Annotated in this window: 15 protein-coding genes and 1 pseudogene; 5 read left to right on the top strand and 11 right to left on the bottom strand. The window is 69.1% G+C overall.

Annotated elements, in window-relative coordinates; translation table 11 throughout:
• Window positions 1–59: 59 nt before the first annotated feature.
• The 3 genes and pseudogenes from WMF34_RS46475 to WMF34_RS46465 all read right to left on the bottom strand — a co-directional run.
• The gene (locus WMF34_RS46475; RefSeq protein ID WP_437991845.1) at window positions 60–1,400 is read right to left on the bottom strand and encodes a hypothetical protein; all 1,341 of its coding nucleotides are present in this window, start codon (window positions 1,398–1,400) and stop codon (window positions 60–62) included.
• 423 nt (window positions 1,401–1,823) lie between these two features.
• Window positions 1,824–2,954, bottom strand: coding sequence for a tectonin domain-containing protein (locus WMF34_RS46470; RefSeq protein ID WP_012241709.1), 1,131 nt, complete (start codon window positions 2,952–2,954; stop codon window positions 1,824–1,826).
• Between the two features lie 95 nt (window positions 2,955–3,049).
• Window positions 3,050–3,154 (bottom strand): annotated as a pseudogene (locus tag WMF34_RS46465) (helix-turn-helix domain-containing protein); the annotation flags it as partial.
• 68 nt (window positions 3,155–3,222) lie between these two features.
• Between WMF34_RS46465 and WMF34_RS46460 the strand changes: the two are divergent.
• A complete protein-coding gene (locus WMF34_RS46460; RefSeq protein WP_157907390.1) occupies window positions 3,223–3,384 on the top strand; it encodes a hypothetical protein in 162 nt (53 codons plus the stop codon).
• A gap of 85 nt (window positions 3,385–3,469) precedes the next feature.
• Here WMF34_RS46460 and WMF34_RS46455 read toward each other — a convergent pair whose 3' ends face one another.
• From WMF34_RS46455 to WMF34_RS46445, 3 genes are all read right to left on the bottom strand, one after another.
• Window positions 3,470–4,390: a hypothetical protein gene (locus tag WMF34_RS46455; RefSeq protein ID WP_437991844.1), complete on the bottom strand. Its 921-nt coding sequence runs from the start codon at window positions 4,388–4,390 to the stop codon at window positions 3,470–3,472.
• 145 nt (window positions 4,391–4,535) lie between these two features.
• Complete coding sequence (locus WMF34_RS46450) at window positions 4,536–4,670, bottom strand: hypothetical protein (protein ID WP_437991843.1); 135 nt, start codon at window positions 4,668–4,670, stop codon at window positions 4,536–4,538.
• A complete protein-coding gene (locus WMF34_RS46445; RefSeq protein ID WP_012241706.1) occupies window positions 4,670–5,125 on the bottom strand; it encodes a transposase in 456 nt (151 codons plus the stop codon). The genes WMF34_RS46450 and WMF34_RS46445 overlap by 1 nt, the downstream gene beginning before the upstream one ends.
• Before the next feature lie 455 nt (window positions 5,126–5,580).
• On the opposite strand from WMF34_RS46445, the gene WMF34_RS46440 reads away from it, so the two are divergent.
• Window positions 5,581–6,138 carry a dihydrofolate reductase family protein gene (locus WMF34_RS46440; RefSeq protein ID WP_437991842.1) on the top strand — a complete coding sequence of 186 codons (558 nt, stop codon included), beginning with the start codon at window positions 5,581–5,583 and terminating at the stop codon, window positions 6,136–6,138.
• Between the two features lie 1,556 nt (window positions 6,139–7,694).
• Entirely contained in the window at window positions 7,695–8,126 is a 432-nt protein-coding gene (locus tag WMF34_RS46435) for a nuclear transport factor 2 family protein (RefSeq protein ID WP_012241703.1), read from the top strand.
• 631 nt (window positions 8,127–8,757) lie between these two features.
• Here WMF34_RS46435 and WMF34_RS46430 read toward each other — a convergent pair.
• From WMF34_RS46430 to WMF34_RS46410, 5 genes are all read right to left on the bottom strand, one after another.
• Window positions 8,758–9,249 carry a hypothetical protein gene (locus tag WMF34_RS46430; protein ID WP_012241702.1) on the bottom strand — a complete coding sequence of 164 codons (492 nt, stop codon included), beginning with the start codon at window positions 9,247–9,249 and terminating at the stop codon, window positions 8,758–8,760.
• A gap of 200 nt (window positions 9,250–9,449) precedes the next feature.
• Window positions 9,450–10,703 (bottom strand): formylglycine-generating enzyme family protein, encoded by a 1,254-nt coding sequence (locus WMF34_RS46425; protein WP_437991841.1) that lies wholly within the window; start codon window positions 10,701–10,703, stop codon window positions 9,450–9,452.
• Complete coding sequence (locus WMF34_RS46420) at window positions 10,700–12,937, bottom strand: M20/M25/M40 family metallo-hydrolase (protein WP_044967441.1); 2,238 nt, start codon at window positions 12,935–12,937, stop codon at window positions 10,700–10,702. Before WMF34_RS46420 ends, WMF34_RS46425 begins: the two co-directional genes overlap by 4 nt.
• Complete coding sequence (locus tag WMF34_RS46415; protein WP_157907389.1) at window positions 12,931–13,311, bottom strand: hypothetical protein; 381 nt, start codon at window positions 13,309–13,311, stop codon at window positions 12,931–12,933. Before WMF34_RS46415 ends, WMF34_RS46420 begins: the two co-directional genes overlap by 7 nt.
• Window positions 13,312–13,592: 281 nt before the next feature.
• Window positions 13,593–16,283, bottom strand: coding sequence for a HEAT repeat domain-containing protein (locus WMF34_RS46410; RefSeq protein WP_437991840.1), 2,691 nt, complete (start codon window positions 16,281–16,283; stop codon window positions 13,593–13,595).
• Window positions 16,284–16,511: 228 nt separating this feature from the next.
• Between WMF34_RS46410 and WMF34_RS46405 the strand changes: the two genes are divergently transcribed.
• Together WMF34_RS46405 and WMF34_RS46400 are read left to right on the top strand one after the other, a co-directional pair.
• Window positions 16,512–17,057: a TlpA family protein disulfide reductase gene (locus tag WMF34_RS46405; RefSeq protein ID WP_012241697.1), complete on the top strand. Its 546-nt coding sequence runs from the start codon at window positions 16,512–16,514 to the stop codon at window positions 17,055–17,057.
• A 47-nt stretch (window positions 17,058–17,104) separates the two neighbouring features.
• Window positions 17,105–18,274, top strand: coding sequence for an SUMF1/EgtB/PvdO family nonheme iron enzyme (locus WMF34_RS46400; protein WP_437991839.1), 1,170 nt, complete (start codon window positions 17,105–17,107; stop codon window positions 18,272–18,274).
• Window positions 18,275–18,296 lie beyond the last annotated feature (22 nt).

Genomic DNA, 18,296 nt, shown 5'->3' with positions numbered 1-18,296 from the left:
GATTCGGGAACATCCGCCAGCGGTCGAGTCGAAGCGCTGGACATACCTGTGCCAACACCTCATCGCCGCGAGCTCACGGCGGCCGCGCGCTTCTCGAAGCGCGACCTCAGCACCGCAAACGCCAATGCACCTGCCGCCACGAGGCCCACGCCGACAACCATCGCGTTCGAGGGCGACCCACCGTCGGGCGGCGTCGATGTAGGCGCCGATTCCACCAGGCGAATGGCCAGATCATCAAATAATGCCGCGGCCTCCCCCCGATTGGTGATTTGCACGTAATAACGCTCCTGCGGCAGCTCCAACGACGCCTCGAATCGACCACCCGCACGCGTGAATGCTGCCCGTGCCCCGAGCGCCGTTGCCTCGTCGACCAGCTCTCCGGCCCGAACGACGGCCTCCAGGTCGCGCTCGGCGCCCGCGGCGACGCGGAGCGAAAGGATCGCCTTTCCTGCTGCCGGCGATTGCCCACGGAATTGCAGTACCGACCGCGGCAGCGGCGCGTCCGGCACATCACGCCGCCCGGGAACCCAAAACCCATCCGCATGGGCGCGCGTCATGGACCCAAAGTTGAGTTCGAGCACCCGCTCTTCCAGCAAGAGCCCATGCTCCTCCGCTGCGCGCTGCCACATCGCGGCAAGCGCCGGGTCCATCGATTGCAGCTCCACGACCAGCCCGCGAGCCCAAGAACCAAGCGCTTTCGGAGGCGACGCCGTGTGGACGAGGTAGCGCGTGAGACCCTCGACGAAACGGTCCTTTCCCTCCGTGTACACACCCCACAATGCGCTCGAGAGCGCCAATGAATCGTCATGGGCGGCGCCGGTGCGGGCTTCCGGGAAAACAACCTTTACACGAAGAGATCGAGCGGCCTCCGTTGGAAATGCCGAACGCTCTCCCCAGACCGGATCGCCGCTTTTGACGGCCGCGTAGAAATCGGCGAGGGCTTCTTTGATGATCGCAGGGTCGTCCGAGCTGCCTGCGGCGTCGAGGGTCCAGCGGCCTTCGCCCAGCATCGGATGCATCCAGACGTGTGCAAGCTCGTGCGTCACCACGTCCGGATCGGCGCAAAGCTGCGAGCCGCGCACGCCGAACAAAATGGCTCCTCGCCCGTCGCAGAGCGACGAATCACGAAGCACCTCATTGCAATCTCCCCATTCATCGGCGGACGTGATGCTGCGCGCGTTCGCTTCGGCAAGGTTCGCAATGAGCAGAATGTCCTCATGCCGAGCGGCGTCTCCGAAGCCAAGGCCTGCGAAGAAGGCGTTCGCGCTGCGAGCATGCATATCCAATCGTTCGAGCGCCTCGACGGCCGCGGCGGGTAGCGAAGGGTCGACCTTCTTGACGAAGGCCGTGCAGGGTGCTTGTTCGGTGCGGACGCACCACCGAAGGTCGAGCTGGGTCACGGTTGGTCGGCTTGTTGCAGAAACCTGTTGCAGAAAGGTGAGCGAGGGCTTTCTCCCAGGATACGCGGCACGCCGCCACGCATCAAATGTCGACGCTCACGATGGTTACTGCTCGATCGTGCAGGCTGGTTGCTGTCCATCGCGCTGGTGAGCGGTCCCGCTCATGGCCCTGGTGGTCGGCCCATCCCACGGCCGAGGCTGCCGGGGTGCTCGGCCGCGTCACACATGCCCGCGCCGAGCGCGCGGCGGCTACGCCACCCGCGTGACCTCGCGCGCCGCGCCGAGCAGCCGGCAGCGGAGGGCGTCTCCGTCGTAAAAGAAGCGTGCTCGACCGCACCAGGCTGGGCCTTGAAGGATCTCCTCTGTGATCGCGCCGTCGCGCTCGCCAGAGGCGACGGCCCCCACGCCTGCAACGACTCACGCCTATCTCACGTCGATGGTGATCGCGTAGCGCATCTCGCGCTCGCACGTGAGGGCGAACTCGAAGCTGCTCGAGCCGTTCCTGTACACGCAGCCGGCCGGATGCGAGCTTTTGCGAATCGTGCGGTCCGAGGCGCTCCAGAACCAGCCGATGGACTCGGGCGCGCCATTGCAATCGAGCAGCCAGGTCCAGCCGCTCACCCCCTCCCCCTTCAGGTGGATGCACTTGTTCGCGGCGACGTTGCGCAGCGATCCGTCGCCGCCGAAGATCCAGCGTGCGGCGGGGCGGCCCCCCCCGTAATCGACGAAGACCGCTCTCCATCGCGATCCGTTCTGGAAGTAGTCCTCCGCGTAGAGCTCTGCGCCATCGTACGCGTGGACGATCCTCACGTCCGTGCGCTTGCCGCGAAGCAGGCTGCCCGCCGGATCGACGCCCCACGGATTGCCGCCCTCGTCGACGCTCACCTGCGCGAGCCGGCCGCCTCGCCGATCCCAGTCCCGGCTGTTCCACCAGAAGAGCGTGCCGTCGTTGCCCACGACCCAGACGGAGCGCTCCGCGCCGATGCCGATGTCCGTCGCGCCGCCCGGGATCTGGTTCCAGTCGGCCCCGTTCCAGCGGTAGATCGCGTTGTACGCGTTCACGACCCACGGCACGCCATCGGGATCGACGTCGATGCGCGCGGCCACGCCGGGCTTCTGCACCCAGCCCGCCTGCCCTTCCCACCGGTAGATGTTGAAGTTGCCGCGGCCGTCGCCGCCGCCGCCGATCGCCCACATGTGGTCGCCGACGGCGCTGCGCCCGACATCGCGGATGTCGCCGTACACCTGATACCAGCCGCCGTTCCAGGTGAAGAGCTTCTGGTCCCTCGTCACGACCCACGGGTTGCCGCCGCTATCGACGTCGATGCGCATTCCGGTGGTGATGCCGCCGATCTCGGTCCACGCGCCGGGCGGGGTGTCGAAACGGTAGACCTTGCCGGTGACGCCGACCGCCCAGACCTTGCCGCCGCCGTGGCCGATGTCGAGCCCGGTGCCGCCGGTGCCGAAGAACTGGAGGTCCTGCGCCGTCGCGACGGCGCTGGACATGAGACACGCACCGGCGAGCGCACTACGGACGAATGATTTCGCGTTCATGGACGTCTCCTTGATCGAGCCCGCGCTCCCGCGGCGGGCCGTGATGGCTCATAGGAGCACATTCATAGCGCCGCACGAACGGCATATTGCCCTGGTGCGCGGTGTCGAGCCCGCAGCAGCCATTGCAGCGGTGTTGTCCCCGTCTTTGCCTTGAAGCGCCTGTTCAACGAACGGACGCTCATCGCCGCCTCCGCCGCGACGGCTGCCCCGCTCGAAGGAACGGGGTTCGACCCCGGTTCGATCCCTGACGGCCTCGAACAGCGCGAGCATGGCATCGGGCTTCCGCGGCGGCCCGTGCCCCGCCGGTGTCTGCCCGACGGATCACACCTGCGGCTGCGATGACGCCGGGCGGATCACCTTCATCGAGGTCAACCACGCGGGCGTGCGGCGCGACCGGCGGTTGATCGACCACGATCCGCAGGGCCGGTGACGCGAGATCCAACTCGACCGTGAGGCCGACGGGTACATCGACGCCCGCTTCGTGTATGCGCATGGTGCCGACGGAATGTGCATTGTCACATTAGACTCAATTCCGGAAACCAGAACGCAATTGCTTCCTCGCCCAACCCTTCTTCACCTGTCCACCAGCAAGTCGGGTAACGCCATTCTTTCTTATAAAGATGTGAAGGAAGATCTTCGTGTGGACGAAACCAGGTGTTGCAAACAGTCGGCCTGCTGCGCGCGGTTAGAATGCCGCAATAACCCAGCGTTTCAAGTATGCCCTGGCGATCAGACTTATTTCCTTTAACAAGGCCCGACAGGCTCTCATTCAATTCTTTCAATTGAGCCGTCTCAGGCAATGCCCTGATGACCGAGAAGATCTTCGATAAAATTTTCCAATCCGCTTCGCTTGGTTTGACTTTCTCGCCTTCCTGAGACCAGATCAAATCTGCCAGCGCATAGCCTGGCGAGGGATGGTGAATGCCGCCGCCGCGAAAGCGAATTATTATATATTCGATGACCCCTGCGTGTCCATTGTTTGGATTTCGCAGAAAGCCGCAAATTTGGCATTCGTAATTCCCTGTGTGGCCCAATGACTTCTCTTGCGCATCATGCGCAGGGTGATGCAAATGATAGGCATAAGAAGAAAGCGGCGAGCGCCAATCGGGTCTGCCGGCACTCAAACTGGCGACAAATGAATTAACAACGTTGACACGATCCACCTGCCTAACCTTGTCGCGCAACATGGAAATCGTTTGATCGTGTTCATTGAGCGGCAAACGCAACAGTACTTTTTTCTCTATAGCATAAGCAAGATCTTCTTCGGGCGGCTCCAGATAATCCGTCAGCGCCGGATCAAAAGCATCCAGATCTTTACACGCGTTGTATGCGATATTCAGCGCCTTTTTATCAAGGCCAAACTTCTTCGCTTCGCGCGCTATCTGATTCTGTGCCTTGTCGGATTGATTGCGTTGCCAGAAACTTTTTTCTTCCATGGCTGATCGTATTGTTTCTATTTGCTTGCACAGTGCCCTAAAAGTGACCCACCAATCGATATGACAAACTCTCCATGTGCAAAGCTCGCTGCGCACCGATCAATTTGCACATGTCCAGAACGCCATCAATTCTATCCCACCGACATCAAGCGGGCCGGGGCGGCGCGGGAGGCGACGCGGGCCGGGTCTGCCGGTAGAGCGTGGCGCGGCTGACGCCGAGCGCTGCACACGCCTGCGCGATGGGGATGTGCGGGTCATCGAGCTCCTCGATGACGTCCATCAGCGCTCTCCGCCGGTCGTGAGATTGACGCCCAGAATGGCAGAGACTTTCTTTTGGAGGTCGATGAGCTTCTCGGCGAACGCGAGCTTCTCCTCGAGCCGCGCCGAGCGCTCCTCGAGCTCGGCGATGCGCCGGTCCTTCGCGTCCTGCTTCGGCTTGCGGCCGGGCTTACGCTCCGCGAGAGCCTCGCTGCCGTGGAGGGCGAGCTGCTTGCGCCACGCCGCCAGGAGGGAGCTGTAGATGCCCTCGCGGCGCAGCAACGCCTCGATGTGCCGGCGCAGGGTGCACGCGGCCGCCTCGCGAACGATGCGCAGCTTCTCCGCCGCCGAGAACTTCCGCCTCTTGCCCGGCTTCGGCACGCTCTCGACGGCGGCGCCACTCGGGCGAGCAGCAGCGCCCTGCGCCGCTGGGGCGGGGGTAGGATCGACCGCTCGGAGATGGGAAGGCTTCGGCACGGGTCAGGTCCATTCTCCGCCCTCTCATCACAGATTTCCAGGGGTAGCTTGTCTCACCCGACGTTGGCTCAGAGGGCTGCGCGTCGTCCGGAGGCGCGCAAGCCACGCTCTCCCAACCGAGGGCCGCCGTACTGGAAGAGCACCGTTGTGCGCCGCAAGGCGCCCGGTGACGCCGCATAGCGTCTCGCGACGCGCCTCCCGGGCCAGGCCAACGCCCGGACGGACACGTATGCCCACGGCACGCCGATGCGCCCCTTAGCGCACGGCGCCGCCCGGACCACGCTCTTTCGACCCAGGATCGAGCCATCACGACGCTCGCGGTCCCACCATTGGGCCTGTGCTTTGCGACGACACGGACTCGAGCGTCTTGCGGGATGACAAAGCCGAGCGCCTCGCGGTGCGCATTGCAATACCGGAACATTGACCGATGCCTCGTTCCGAGGGAGACTCGCCGCATGGGACTGCTGACCTTCAGCATCAACGTCACCCTGGACGGCTGCGTCGACCACCAGGAGGGGATCGTCGACGACGAGACGCGCGCCTTCTTCACCCGCCTCATGGACGAGAGCGGCGCGATGCTGTGGGGCCGCGTCACCTACGAGATGATGGAGAGCTACTGGCCGGCGGTCGCCCGCGGCGACGAGGAGGCGCCTCCGGCGATGCGCGAGTGGGCGGTCAAGCTGGAGGCCAAGCCGAAGTACGTGGTGTCGTCCACGCGCAAGGACTTCCCGTGGACCAACAGCCACCACATCGCCGGCGATCTGCGCATGGGCGTGCAGAAGCTCAAGGACGCGACGCCGGCCGGCGTGCTCCTCGGCAGCGGCAAGCTCGCGACCGAGCTGGATCGGCTGGATCTCATCGACGAGTATGAGTTCCTCGTCCACCCCAAGCTCGCCGGCCACGGCCCGACCCTGTACCAGAGCGGGCTGCCCGCCGCGCGGCGGCTCGAGCTGGTCTCGGCCAAGCCGCTCCGCTGCGGCGCGGTGGCGATGCACTACCGGCGCGCGCGCTGACGCAGAGGGGCCCCATCGCGCCCAGCTCGCGGGCCAGCGCGTCGTCGGGAGCCTTCTCGCCGCGCAGCACCGCGGCGATGTTCGGGGTTCAGCTCTGGCGCACGCGAGCGTGCATAGAGTAGACGCTCTGGGTCAGCTCCCGAGCCAATCGGGGATCACCTCGTCAGTCAGCACCACCGGCGAGAGCGCCTCGCTCAGGCACCCCCTCCCCCGCCGCTCCCTCCTCCGCCGCTTTCTCCACCGCCGCTCCCTCCTCCGCCGCTTTCTCCACCGCCGCTCCCTCCCCCGCCGCTTTCTCCTCCGCCGCTCCCTCCTCCGCCCCCAGAGCCGCCGGTTCCATCGGGGTTGCAGCAGAACTCGCCTAGATTCCGACCCTCGATGCAATCTGGACCCAAAAACCCACTCGCATTCGGCGCGCAGAACCAACCTTCCGGATGCGTTGGGTGATCGACCGCGCAAGCGGCGGACACGTTGGGACGGTCATAGCAATATTCCGTCGTGCTGGTGACCGAACTGCTGACGACGTCCCCCGCGCTGGCGCTCGAGCTCGAGGCGGGTCCGCCGCCCGCTCCGGGCGAGGAGCCGCCTCCGCCATCTCCACAGGCACCAAGAAGAAGCGCGAAGATGGCGATCTTAGCCAGAAATTTCCAGTACATGCAATGGTCTCCTCGACGATGTCCAGGCCGCTGCCCGCGGCAGAACGAAAGCGCAGCTCCGGCAGCATCGACGCTCGAAGCCCGGCTGGATACTGCGCTGTCTTTCCCATGAGTGCCCGCAGCCTCGGTCATCCGTCGACCAAACCAAGTCGTTTTCTTGCTGTGCGCGGCCACCCAACGATCACGGACGAGCCCGGCGTAACAAAATCGCTCGGCGTTTGACACGGTCGCCCTCGCGAAAGCGGATACAAAGACGCGAGCGCGCCCCCGCATCCGCCGAACGCGACGACAACAGCGGCCTGCCGCGCCAGCGGGAGGCGCCGCGCGCGACGCATCGAGATCGGTTGATCGCGCTCAGGGGGATCTCTCATCCGGATCGACATCGGGAGCATAGCGCCAAATTCGCGGCCGCGGCGTGGTCCTGGTCGAGCGCGACCACGCGATCGAGGATCGCCTCCGCCTCCTCGCGCGTCGGCGGGTGATCCCTCGCCGACGGCGCGCCATCGCCAGTGCCTCCGACACGTCGAGCTCGCGGGGCATTGCGGCTGCAGGCGCGTGCTGGAGGAGCTCGGCGGGCGTGAGGCGCAGGCCGCGATCGCAGCGACGGCAGAGGCGAAGCTGGACGCGGCGCCAGGTGCAGAGAACGAGGCGGTAGACGGACGAAGGCAATAGCCGCTCTCTGGACCTGGAGCCCGGCTTGTGATATAAACTGGGGACCTCCGACAAGGCGGAGATCCAGAAGGCCCGCCGGCGGCAGCCCTCGGGCCTTCGGCGTTTCGGCGGGCGCAACGTCTACGTCGCAGAGGCGAGGGGTGACCGACCGTTGATCCTGGTCGTGAACGGTTGCCAACGAAGGATGATTGGAAGCGGCATCAGCAATAGCAGAGGCTGACACTCGCCATGAAACCCACATCAATTCCCCTGATACTCATCGCATTATCATCTGCTTGCCAGCCCAGCAAGCTCGACAACCCCGAAGATTTGAAGGCAGTGCTGATAGCGTACTTCGACTGCATCAGCAAGAAGGACTTCACAGGGATGAGATCCCTAATAACCCCTGATTTTGTCATCTACGAGAACGGAAAGGTGATCAACAACGACGGCCTGATCGATATCATCAACACATCTCCAATAGTCAAAGCCACTTACTCGTTCGACAGCTTCACGATCAACGTCGATAACGCTTCTGGAAGCATGAGATATTTCAATCACGGCGAATTCGTGAAGGACGACAGGAGCCTTGCTACGCGCGACTGGCTGGAGAGCGCGACCTTCAAAAAGGTCGGAAACGAGTGGAAGCTGGACTTTATACATTCAACGGTCAAGAAGTAGAGGCAATCATTCAAGAGCCGCCTGGGAGCAGGTGGTCCGAGCGCCGCGCGAGCTGCGGCCCTCGTCAACCAGGGGGATGACGAGGCGTTCTCGGCGACACTCCCGCGGCGTCCTCCGGCTCAGCTGGCGCATCGTGCAGGCGCCGAGAGCCCTGGTCGACAACGTGGTCGCCCGCGCGCTCGCGCACCCGATCCACGACCGCCGTGAGCGACCGGTCGTTTTGGCGGGATTTCTGAGCCGCGGTACCAGCCTCGACTTGGGCACCGGTCACGTTGATCGAGCGAGAAATGAACCGCCAAGCTCGCCAAGATTGTGTTTTGTCCTTGGCGTCCTTGGCGGTTCAAATTCCCGCTCTTGTCCGGGGTTTCAAGCCGTTTGTCGCTCTAGGTTCCCGGTCTAAAGTGTTACCAGGGCTCCCGGTCGTTCACCCCCGCACAACCGGATCTGGTTACCGGGAGGCTGCCAGCTGCCTTGGAAGGACCGGATCCAGTCGCCAGGAGGCTGCCAGCCGCCTTGGCCGCTGCCATGGCGAGAGCCGAGCCCTGCCAGCGGCGCGAGAGATGGCGCTCCCGTCAGGCTCTCCGAACGTCACCGCACCCGTGCGGCCCGTGCCGCCGGACCCCGGCGCTCCCTACTGCCCGCCGGGCACGCAGATCGCCGTCGCCGAGCCCGCGCCCATGCACGAGAAGCCCGCCGCGCAGTCGGTGTTCGCCGCGCAGGGGAAGGCGCACTTGCCCACGGCCGTGTTGCACTTGTGCGTGCCGCAGACCATGTCGTTCGTACACGGGAGAGCGAGCGGGCCCGGCTGCCCCGTCGTCGCCGGAGCGGTCGTACCCGGCTGCTGGTACTGCCCGGGCTGCTGATACCCCGGCTGCTGGTACTGCCCAGGCTGCTGGTATTGCCCAGGCTGCTGGTATTGCCCAGGCTGTTGATACCCCGGCTGCTGGTACTGCCCAGGCTGCTGGTACCCGGGCTGCTGGTTGTAGGCGTTGTACTGCTGGTCCGACGGATCCTCGGCGTCTCGGCCCCGGCTGCACGCGGAGGTCAGGAGCCCGAGGCCTCCGAGGGCAAGGACGACCGAGGCGGCCGAGCGCGCGCTGGTGAACCACATGGATCGCTTCATCAAGGTCTCCTCGAGGTGCGGGGCTCTCCCCGCGTGAGCGACGGGCCGGTGCCGGCCCGCCGCTGAGATCTGAGCCCCGGCCCCCGGAGGAGGAGCCGCAGGCCCTTCGCCGGCGAGCGCCGCGCCGCGGGCCCGCTGGACAGGAGCGTACCCCCGGTCGGCGGCCGCGCGCCCCTCAAAAAGGACGCGCCACCGCGCGCTCACCGCGCCGCAGCATCCTTGCAGCAACGAAACCCTTGCTCGTAGCCGTAGTCCTCTTCCTTGTGGAACCCCACCGTGGGACGGCAGCGGCCGCGCATGGGGCCCCACCAGCCGCCCTTCAGCCCGCTCCGCTCCGGCGACTTGCGGCCCGGCCGCACGACCCACTCGTTGATGTTGCCGTTGAGATCGTAGGCGCCGAACGGCGACACACACGCCGGCATCGAGCCCGCAGGCACGCGCTGATCGAGCCGCTCGAGCTCCGCCTTGCACTTGGGGTGCCGCATGCACCGCTCGTAGTGGTAGAGCGTCACCTCGCGCTGGCGAAAGGGCCGGTCGATGTTGCACTTGGTCGCGTCGCGGACGAAGCCGTACGTGTACGGGAGCATCTCCTCGCCCTCGCAGGCGAAGTTGAACTCGTCCTCCGTGCAGAGGCGCTTGCCGACGCCCTCGCACGCCTTGACGGCCTGGCGCCACGAGACGAGCAGCGCCGGGAGCTCGCCCTTCCTGTTGGGCCACTCGTAGCGGTCGACGCAGAACCGCATCGGCGCGCGCTTCTTCGAGAGGCACTCGCTCGGCCGCCTGTACTCGAGGCACCGCTCGCTGACGCTGGTCGGGCCCTCGGCCTCCTTGTAGGGCGTCGCCCGTCGCTCCTGGTCCTTCTCGTACTCCTTGTGGTGCTTCAGGCAGATCTGATCGACCACGGGGCAGTAGTCGCCCTCGACGAGGACCATGTCGTCCGGGCACCCCTCGGAGCTGCCGGGCAGCCCCGCGTCCGGAGCGCCGCCGTCGAGGGCCTCCGCCACGGCGTCCGGCGAGCCGCCGTCGAGGGCCGCCGCCGCGGCGTCCGGCGCTGCCGCGGCGTCCAACGAGCCGCCGTCGAGGGCCGCCGCCGCGGCGTACGACATCGCTGCCCCGGCGTCCGGCGGCTCCGCCGGGGTGTACGACAGCTCCGCCGCGGCGTCCGGCGGCTCCGCCGGGGTGTACGACAGCTCCGCCGCGGCGCCCGGCGGGTCTGCCACAGCGGCGTCGGGCGGCGCGGTCTCGGCATCCGCAGCTGCGCCGGCGCGCTCGGGCCCTCCGGAGGCCACGGCGTCGATCCCCGCGGGCGGCGCGGGCGGCGGGCTGTCGCAGGCGAGGATCGCGGCCGTGAGGCCGCACAGGAAGGCGAGGCTGACCGCGCAGGGCCCGCGTTGAGCCCTGCGCCGTCGAGGTGGCGCGACCGGCGGCGCGGCGCGGCGAGAGCGCCGGCTCATCGGCCGGGGGCGGGGATGACCTTGAGCGGCACCCGGGTCCCGCCGCGATCCACCTCGATCTCGACCTCGCGGCCCGGCTCGAGATCGCCGAGCGCGAACATGAAGTCGTGGATGTTGGTGACGGCGTGGGCGCCGATGCGCACGATCACGTCCCCCCCCTGCATGCCAGCGCGTGAGGCCGGCGCGTCGGGCCGCACGCCCGTGAGCTTCACGCCGGGTCCCTGGTACGCGTAGTCCGGCATCGTGCCGAGCGACGCGCGGAAGCCGCCGCGCATGCTGCGGTGCGGGTCGGCGGGCGCGTCGGTGAAGGCGAGCCGCGCGTCGCGCCGCGACAGGGCGAGCGCCATCCGCGCCGCGAGCACGGAGCACCGCGAGACGCCCGCGGCGTTGATCTTGTCCGCCGTGTCGCTCGGCCGGTGGTAGTCCTCGTGGACGCCCGTGAACAGGAAGGCGATCGGGACGCGCGACGCCGTGAACGACGCGTGATCGCTCGCGCCGAAGCCCTCGACGCCGAACTGGAGCGTCAGGCCGAGCCCGCGGGCGGCGTCGTCCACGATCGACCTCCAGTCGGGCGAGGTCCCCAGGCCGTCGACGAGGAGCTTGTCGTCGCGCATCCGGCCGACCATGTCGGCGTTGATCATGGCCACGACCGGCTTCATCCCCGCGAGCGGCGCCGGCGGGTTATCGACGAAGTGGCGCGAGCCGATGGTGCCGAGCTCCTCGGCGCCGAACGCGATGAACAGGAGGTTCCGCGCCGGCCGCTCGGGGAGCGAGGCGAACCGCCGCGCCACCTCCAGGAGCATCGCCGTCCCCGAGGCGTTGTCGTCGGCGCCCGGGTGGACCGCGTGCACGCCGGGCGCGCGCGAGAACGACGTGCCCCCGTAGCCGAGGTGATCGTAGTGCGCGCCGACGACGACGTACTCACCGGCGTGCGGCGAGCCGTCCCGCGCCGGGAGCAGGCCGATCACGTTCGACGCCGGCGCCATCCGCGCGGTGACCTTGGTCGTGATCTCGACGGTGGTGCCGTCGAGCGGCTTCGGCGCGGCGGCCTTGGTCGCGGCCGGCTTCACGGCCGCAGGCTTCGGCGCGGCCGGCTTCGCGTCTGCCGGCTTCGCCGCGGCCGGCTTCGCGGGCGGCGCGAGCCCGGCCGCGGGGAAGAGCGCGCGGGCCGCGGAGCGCGTGATCACGACGGCCGGGATGCCCATGCTCGCCGCGTCGTCCGACACCCGCGGGAGCTCGTCGCCGGCCGCGACCAGGATCACCCCGGCGGCCTTGTGCTCGCGGGCGGTGCGGAGTTTGTAACGGACGCTTCCGAAGTCGCGGAGCGCGTCCGCCGGCCGCGGAGACGGCGCATGATGATGAGGAGCGGCGGTCGCGGCGCCGCCGTGCGGATTCGCGGGCGCAGCGCCGCCATGCGGATTGGCAGGCGCAGCGCCGCCGTGCGGACTCGCGGTCGCGGCGCCGCCGTGCGGATTCGCGGTCGCGGCGCCGCCGTGCGGATTCGCGGGCGCAGCGCCGCCGTGGGGCCCCGCAGGCGCAGCGCCGCCGTGCGGCCCCGCAGGCGCAGCACCGCCGTGCGCGCCGGCCTGCGCCGCTCCACCCGGGCCGCCGTCCAGCGTGGGCACGCCGTCGAGCACGATCGCGATCTTCCCCTCGATATCCCGGCCCGCGTAGTCGTCCCAGGAGAGCGCCGGCGCGGTCACTCCATGGCCGACGAGCACCGCGGCCCCTGACACCGTGCCGCTCGCGCTCCCGTCGGCCGTGACCAGCTTGCCGGCCTCGACGCTCTGCTTCCGGCCCGCGCGCTGCACCGCGAGCGCCGCGGGCGCCACGTCGGCGCCGACCCGCGCGTCGAACACCTGCCGGTACGCCTTCGCGTCGCTCCCCGGCCCGCCCAGCGGCGAGAGCTTGAGCTCCGCGAACCGGCGCGCGATGAACTCGGCCGCGAGATCGGCGCCGGGCTCGCCGGTCCCGCGCCCCGCGAGCTCGGGCGACGCGAGGTACGCGACGTCCGCCGCGATCCGCGCCTCCGCGGCGGGATCGACCTCCATCGAGGCCGGCGCGGCGGGCGCCGGCGCGGCAGGCTTCGAGGCCGGCGGCGCGTCAGGCTGGCGGGGCGGCGCGGCCGGCGGAGCGCACGCCGCGACCGCGGCGAGCAGGCCGGCAGCGAGGCCGCGGCGAAGACCCCATGCGCGGGGCGACAGCGGGGCCGCGGCGCGCCCGGCGCTCACCACGGCGAGGCCTTCTGCGCCGCGCGGACCAGCTCGAGCGCGCGACGGCCGATGTACTCCTCCACGTCGGCGGGCGCGATGTGGCGGTCCTTCGCGAAATCGAACTCGCGCGGCTTGCCGTCGCCGAACGTCACCCGGACGATCGCGGACTCCCGCAGGAGCTCGAGGGAGAGGCTGAAATCGCCGAGCGCGAGCCGGTGCTTGTCCTGCTCCTGCGTGAGCACGATGGGCTGCCCCTTCTCCCGCAGCCTCTCGTGCGCGAACTTCAGCGACTCGGCCCCCAGCGACACGGCCGACTCCGCGGCCGCGAGCGCCTCGGCGACCCGCTTCTTGTGCCGCGCGAGCTCCTCTGCCTCGCGCTCCGCCTTCGATTTCACGGCTTCGATGAGCTCATCACGCCAGGTCGCCACAGTGCACCTCGGCGCGAACACTCTTCCGAAACGTGCGTTTTGTCCAGCCCGACACGCGCCGGTCACCCGACCACCCCGGCAAGCCCGAGGCGCGCCGGAGACGGAAATGGCCGCGCTGCCAGCACAAAAACAGGAAGCCCGGGAGCTCCGGAGAGGACGACCTCCTCCTCGAGCGCTCCCGGGCTGCCTGCCCCTGGATCGTGCGCCGCGCCTTCGCGCGCGGACCGAACGCGCCGGACCGCGCGCCGCTACGGCGTGTCGGCGCCCCCGGCCTTCGCCGGGGCGAACTTGCTCAGGTCCTCGGCCACGGTGGCCTTCGGGTTCATGAGCTCGTGGAACGCGCGCTTCGCGAGCGCGCCCGTCTCACCCTGCTCGTGCCGCAGGGCCATGAGCACGCCCTTCTCCTTCATGAACTTGAGCGTCTCGATCGCGCCCTTCTTCTTCGCGCCGTCGCCGCTCTTGGCCTCCTGGAAGAGCCGGTAGCGCAGCACGACGCGGGTCTCCGAGTGCGGGCCGTTGTCGTACTTCAGGTTGTCGAACTGGGCCTGGAGCCGCTGCCGCGCCCACTCCTGCGGCGCGTCGGCGACCTTCACCCGCGTGATCGCCTCGGCATTCGCGACGTACCGGTAGAGGTTGCCGCGCTTGAAGTCCTCGTCCGACCAGTAGCCGAAGGCGCGGTAGTAGTGGTCCTTGAGGTCGTCGAGCGCGGACTTGTCGAAGTCGGCGTACATCGCGACCGTCCGCGCGGCGGTGTCGCTCGTGCCACCGAGGATGAGCGCGAGCGCCGCGGCGTTCCGGACCTCGACGTCCTTGAGCTTCTCGAACAGCTGCCCCTGCACCGCCTCGTCGAAGCCGCCGATGCCGATGGCGCGCGCGATGGCCATGCGCACCCCGGGGTCGACGTCGGCCGTGAGGAGCGTGACGAGCTCGGAGGCCGCGCCGGGCACCGGCCGGAGCGCGAGCGACGACGCGTAGCAGGCGCCGATGAGCTGCTTGCGCGGCTCCTTCTTGCTCGCGAACTCCTTCGCCTTCTTCGCCACCTCGATCATCGCCTTGTCGTCGGCGCACCAGGCGATCGACTCGCAGGCGGCCTGGCGGGCCTCCTCGTGCCACAGCTCGTCCTCGATGAGCTTCGTCAGCTTCTCCACCGCGCGCGGATCGCCCCACTCGGCGAGCCCCTGCGACGCGCCGTAGGCGACCGCGCGGAGCGCCATCCCCAGCATCGAGAGCCCAGCGCCCTGGAGCCCGTCCTGGGTGATGTCCATCTTCGGGTCCTTCTTCCGGCTGAACTGATCGAGGAGCTTCGGGTACGAGGGCTCGTCCTTCATGCGCCCGATGTACCGGAGCGCGCTCTGCGCGGTCTCGAAGGCCGCGGGGAACGGCGGCAGCTGCCCCTCCTTGGGGAGCGGATCCGTCGGGAAGGCCCAGTCGCGCATGTCCTTCAGGATCTTCTCGGAGCGGACCGTGGCGAGGAAGCGCAGGCCGTTCGCGTGCGGCTGCGGGCGATCCTTGAGCCACAGGATGACCGGGGCCTCGGCCGCGGCCTTGAGCTCGGCGGCCTTGTCCGCGTGGATCGCGGCGAGATCGGCGAGCATGCGGGCGCCGACGACGCGCGGCAGATCGGTGCGCGACAGGTGCCCGCCCTCGTCCGCCTCCCAGAACTTCTCGAGCTTGTAGAGCTTGAGCGGGTCGGCCAGCATCCGCTCGCCGAGGTACTTGGCGGCGCGGATGTCGCCGACCTCGGCGAGCCGCGTCCCCGCCTCGCCCTGCCAGTGCAGCGGCGGCTTCTTGGCCTCGATCCACTTCACGAGCGGGTCGGCCGACCGCGGGTCGGCGAGCTCGCGCAGCATCTCCATGATCTGCTTCGTCTGGAACCAGGTCGTCTCCTCGGGGTCCGGCTTCACGCTGTCGAGGGCGAGGACGAGCCCCTCGCCGCCGATGCCGTCGCGCAGCGCCTCGAGGAAGCGCTGGCGGCTGGCCTTGTCGGCGTTCGCGAGGGCCTCGAGGAGCGGGGCGCGCGCCGTCTCGTCGCCGATCCTCCCGAGGCCGTTCGCGGCCTCGCGCGCGACCTCGACGTCCTTGTCCTTCACGAGCGTGATGAGCGCGCTCGTCCACTTGGGCTCGGCGTTGCGCGACAGGACCGTCGCGACCAGCTGCCGCACCGACGAGCTCTCGTCGGTCGCGAGCTTCGAGAGCTCCTCGAGCGACACGAGGCCGGCGAGCTTCTCGGGGTCGAAGGCGATGCCGCCGCCGAGCCGCTCGACCTTCGAGAGGAACCCCTTCCTGTACTGGTCCATCGCGTCCTTGAACGCGGCCGGCTCCTTGAGCTCGACGAGGGCCCAGACGAGCTGGGGCCGGTCGCTCTCGTCCGCGACCTTGAGCGCCTCGAGCAGCGCGTGCTTGGCGCCGTCGGCCTTGGGCGAGCCGTAGTACGCGAGCACCTGCGCGGCGACGCCCTTCACGCGGTGGTCCGGGAGCGCGAGCGCGTTCTGCGCGTGGGTGACGCCCTCGGGATCGTCGGCCCACGCGAGCTGCATGAGGGCCTCCTGCTGGAGCGACAGCTCGGCGCTCGCGGCGGCCCACTTGCGCCACAGGGGCAGCTGGTCCTTCTTGGGCAGGACGAAGATGTTCTTCTTCTCCTTGGAGACGGCGTCGACCGTCATCTTCTGGCTGTCCTGCTTGACGCCGAACCAGATGGCGCCCGCGGCGCCGAGCGCGACGAGGAGGCCGACCACGATCGACACGGGGCTGAAGCGCCCGCGCTTGAAGTTGCCGTCGTCCGCGAAGCCGCCGCCCGCGGGCGCGGGCGGGGCGCCGGGTAGATCGTTGTCATCGGGGGGCCACTTGGCCGCCTGCTTGGCCGGAAGGGGCCCCGGCGGCGGGCGCCGTCCGCGCGGCCCCGCGGGATTCTCTCGTGAAAGATTCGGACGATCGAGCATGGTTCCTCCAGCGCGCGGGCGACGACGTGACCCGAACGGCGGTGGCATCGCGCGGCGTGCCGCGCTGCGCCCCCGACCCCTCCCGGCGGCGGCGGCGTCGCGCGGCGAGCCGCGCTGGGCCCCCGACCCCGGGCCAGGCGGCGAAGCGCCCGGCCGGTCGAGGCGCCGGACCGTACCAGAGCCGCTCGGACGTAGGCCCAAAGATTTGCTATGAAGCCCAGGGCCCGTATGGCCGAACCCCAGCCCAATTCCGGCAAGATTCTCTATCCTGCAGTCGCGTTGCTCATCGCCCTGAGCGCGCTGTTTGGTCTTGTGATCCTGCCGCGCCTTGCGCCGGGGGCCTCGGGCATGGTCGGCGCGGAGGCCCCCGACGTGACGCTGCCGGTCGCGGCCAACGGCGAGCCCGGCGCGCGCATGCAGCTCGCCGAGCTGAAGGGCCAGCCGGTGATCCTGGATTTCTGGGCGACGTGGTGCGGTCCCTGCGCGGTCCAGGCGCCGATCCTCGACCGGATCGCGCGCCGCTACGAGAAGAAGGGGCTCGTGGTGCTCGGCGTCAACGTGGACGACCCGCCCCAGGTGGCCAGCCAGTACGCGCTCAAGAAGGGCCTCTCGTATCCCATCCTCATCGACGACGCGAAGGAGGCCTCGGCCCACTACGGGGTGGACAAGCTGCCGAGCCTCGTGGTGATCGACCGGCAGGGGAAGGTCGCGGCCTACCTGACGGGCGTCGTCGACGAGGCGAGCCTCTCCGAGATCGTCGAGGCGGCCCTCTGATCTCGCTCGACGTGCCCCGCTCGCTCCACGTGCCTCTCTAGCTCGACGTGCCCCGCTCGCTCCACGTGCCTCCTCCCTCCCGTCCCTTGCACCTCGTGCTGGCGGCGCTCGCCGCCGCCGCGCCCGCATGCTCCCGCGGCGACGCCGATCGCGGCCGCGACGCCGGCGCGCCGCCTCCGGCCAGCGCCTCCGCGCCGCCTTCGGGCCCGGCGGCCTCCGCCCCGGAGGCGCCTGCCCCTCGGGCCTCCGGCGAGCCGGGCGCGCCCGATGCGGCCGGCGGCGACGCCGGCGCGCCCGGGGCGGTCGGGGATCCGATGGCGACCCACTACGAGGCGCGCGAGGATCTGGTGCGGCTCTTCTCGCTGAAGGAGTTCTCGGAGCGAGAGCGGAAGCTCAAGAACCCCGAGCTCTTCCTGGAGAAGAACTTCGGCGGCGGCTCCCCTGCCCGGCTCAACCAGGGCAACAAGGAGCTCGCGCGGCACACGCGCTCGAAGGAGCAGTGCCTGGAGGGCCTCCGGGGCGTCGTCCTCCAGACGGAGGAGCAGCGCGCCCGCTGCGGCGGCCAGGAGAACATGGTGCCCGTCTTCAAGCACGCGCGCGGGAAGCCGGCGTCGGCCGCGTTCTGCATCGACATCTTCGAGTTCCCCAACAAGCCGTGCGAGCTGCCGATGGTCTGGGCGAGCCCGACGCAGGCGGCGGCCGTGTGCAGCCTGCAGGGCAAGCGCCTCTGCACCGAGGACGAGTGGAGCCTCGCGTGCCGCGGCGATCCCGAGGGCGGCAAGCCGAGGACGTACGCCTACGGCGACAAGCTCGATCTCGCCGTCTGCCACACGCAGACGCCGCACCGCGACATCGACGGCAAGCCGTGCGACGGCGACACCGCGCGCTCCGCCTACCAGACCTGCGCGACCGACACCGAGCCCGCGGGGTCCTTCCCCGCGTGCCGCTCGCGGTTCGGGGTGTTCGATCAGCACGGCAACGTGGCCGAGATCATGACCCGCCGCGACCGCGACGACGGCAAGCTGTACAGCCAGCTCAAGGGGAGCGCCTGGTTCTACGTCGAGGTCGCCCGCGAGCACGACGCCCCGAGGCCGAAGGGGCGCGAGACCTACCCCGATCACTGCGCTTACAGCCCGCGCTGGCACGTCGAGCCGATGGAGGACGCGTGGCACGCGAACTACCACCTCGGGCTGCGGTGCTGTAAGACGATCCGCTGACACGGCGCGCCCTGCGCGCGCG

This window comes from Sorangium sp. So ce145 (genome assembly GCF_051525985.1).
GTDB classification, from domain to species: Bacteria; Myxococcota_A; Polyangia; order Polyangiales; family Polyangiaceae; genus Sorangium; species Sorangium cellulosum_B.
Note: the sequence above shows the minus strand (reverse complement) of the source record. Positions and strands in the feature narration are given on the sequence as shown.

What these genes read in the sequence shown, in the direction of transcription:
- WMF34_RS46425 (WP_437991841.1), bottom strand. Translation starts at nt 10,703, where the DNA reads ATGAGCCGGCGCTCTCGCCGCGCCGCGCCGCCGGTCGCGCCACCTCGA.
- WMF34_RS46440 (WP_437991842.1), top strand. Translation starts at nt 5,581, where the DNA reads ATGGGACTGCTGACCTTCAGCATCAACGTCACCCTGGACGGCTGCGTC.
- WMF34_RS46450 (WP_437991843.1), bottom strand. Translation starts at nt 4,670, where the DNA reads ATGGACGTCATCGAGGAGCTCGATGACCCGCACATCCCCATCGCGCAG.
- WMF34_RS46410 (WP_437991840.1), bottom strand. Translation starts at nt 16,283, where the DNA reads ATGCTCGATCGTCCGAATCTTTCACGAGAGAATCCCGCGGGGCCGCGC.
- WMF34_RS46460 (WP_157907390.1), top strand. Translation starts at nt 3,223, where the DNA reads ATGGCATCGGGCTTCCGCGGCGGCCCGTGCCCCGCCGGTGTCTGCCCG.
- WMF34_RS46455 (WP_437991844.1), bottom strand. Translation starts at nt 4,390, where the DNA reads ATGGAAGAAAAAAGTTTCTGGCAACGCAATCAATCCGACAAGGCACAG.
- WMF34_RS46405 (WP_012241697.1), top strand. Translation starts at nt 16,512, where the DNA reads ATGGCCGAACCCCAGCCCAATTCCGGCAAGATTCTCTATCCTGCAGTC.
- WMF34_RS46430 (WP_012241702.1), bottom strand. Translation starts at nt 9,249, where the DNA reads ATGAAGCGATCCATGTGGTTCACCAGCGCGCGCTCGGCCGCCTCGGTC.
- WMF34_RS46435 (WP_012241703.1), top strand. Translation starts at nt 7,695, where the DNA reads ATGAAACCCACATCAATTCCCCTGATACTCATCGCATTATCATCTGCT.
- WMF34_RS46470 (WP_012241709.1), bottom strand. Translation starts at nt 2,954, where the DNA reads ATGAACGCGAAATCATTCGTCCGTAGTGCGCTCGCCGGTGCGTGTCTC.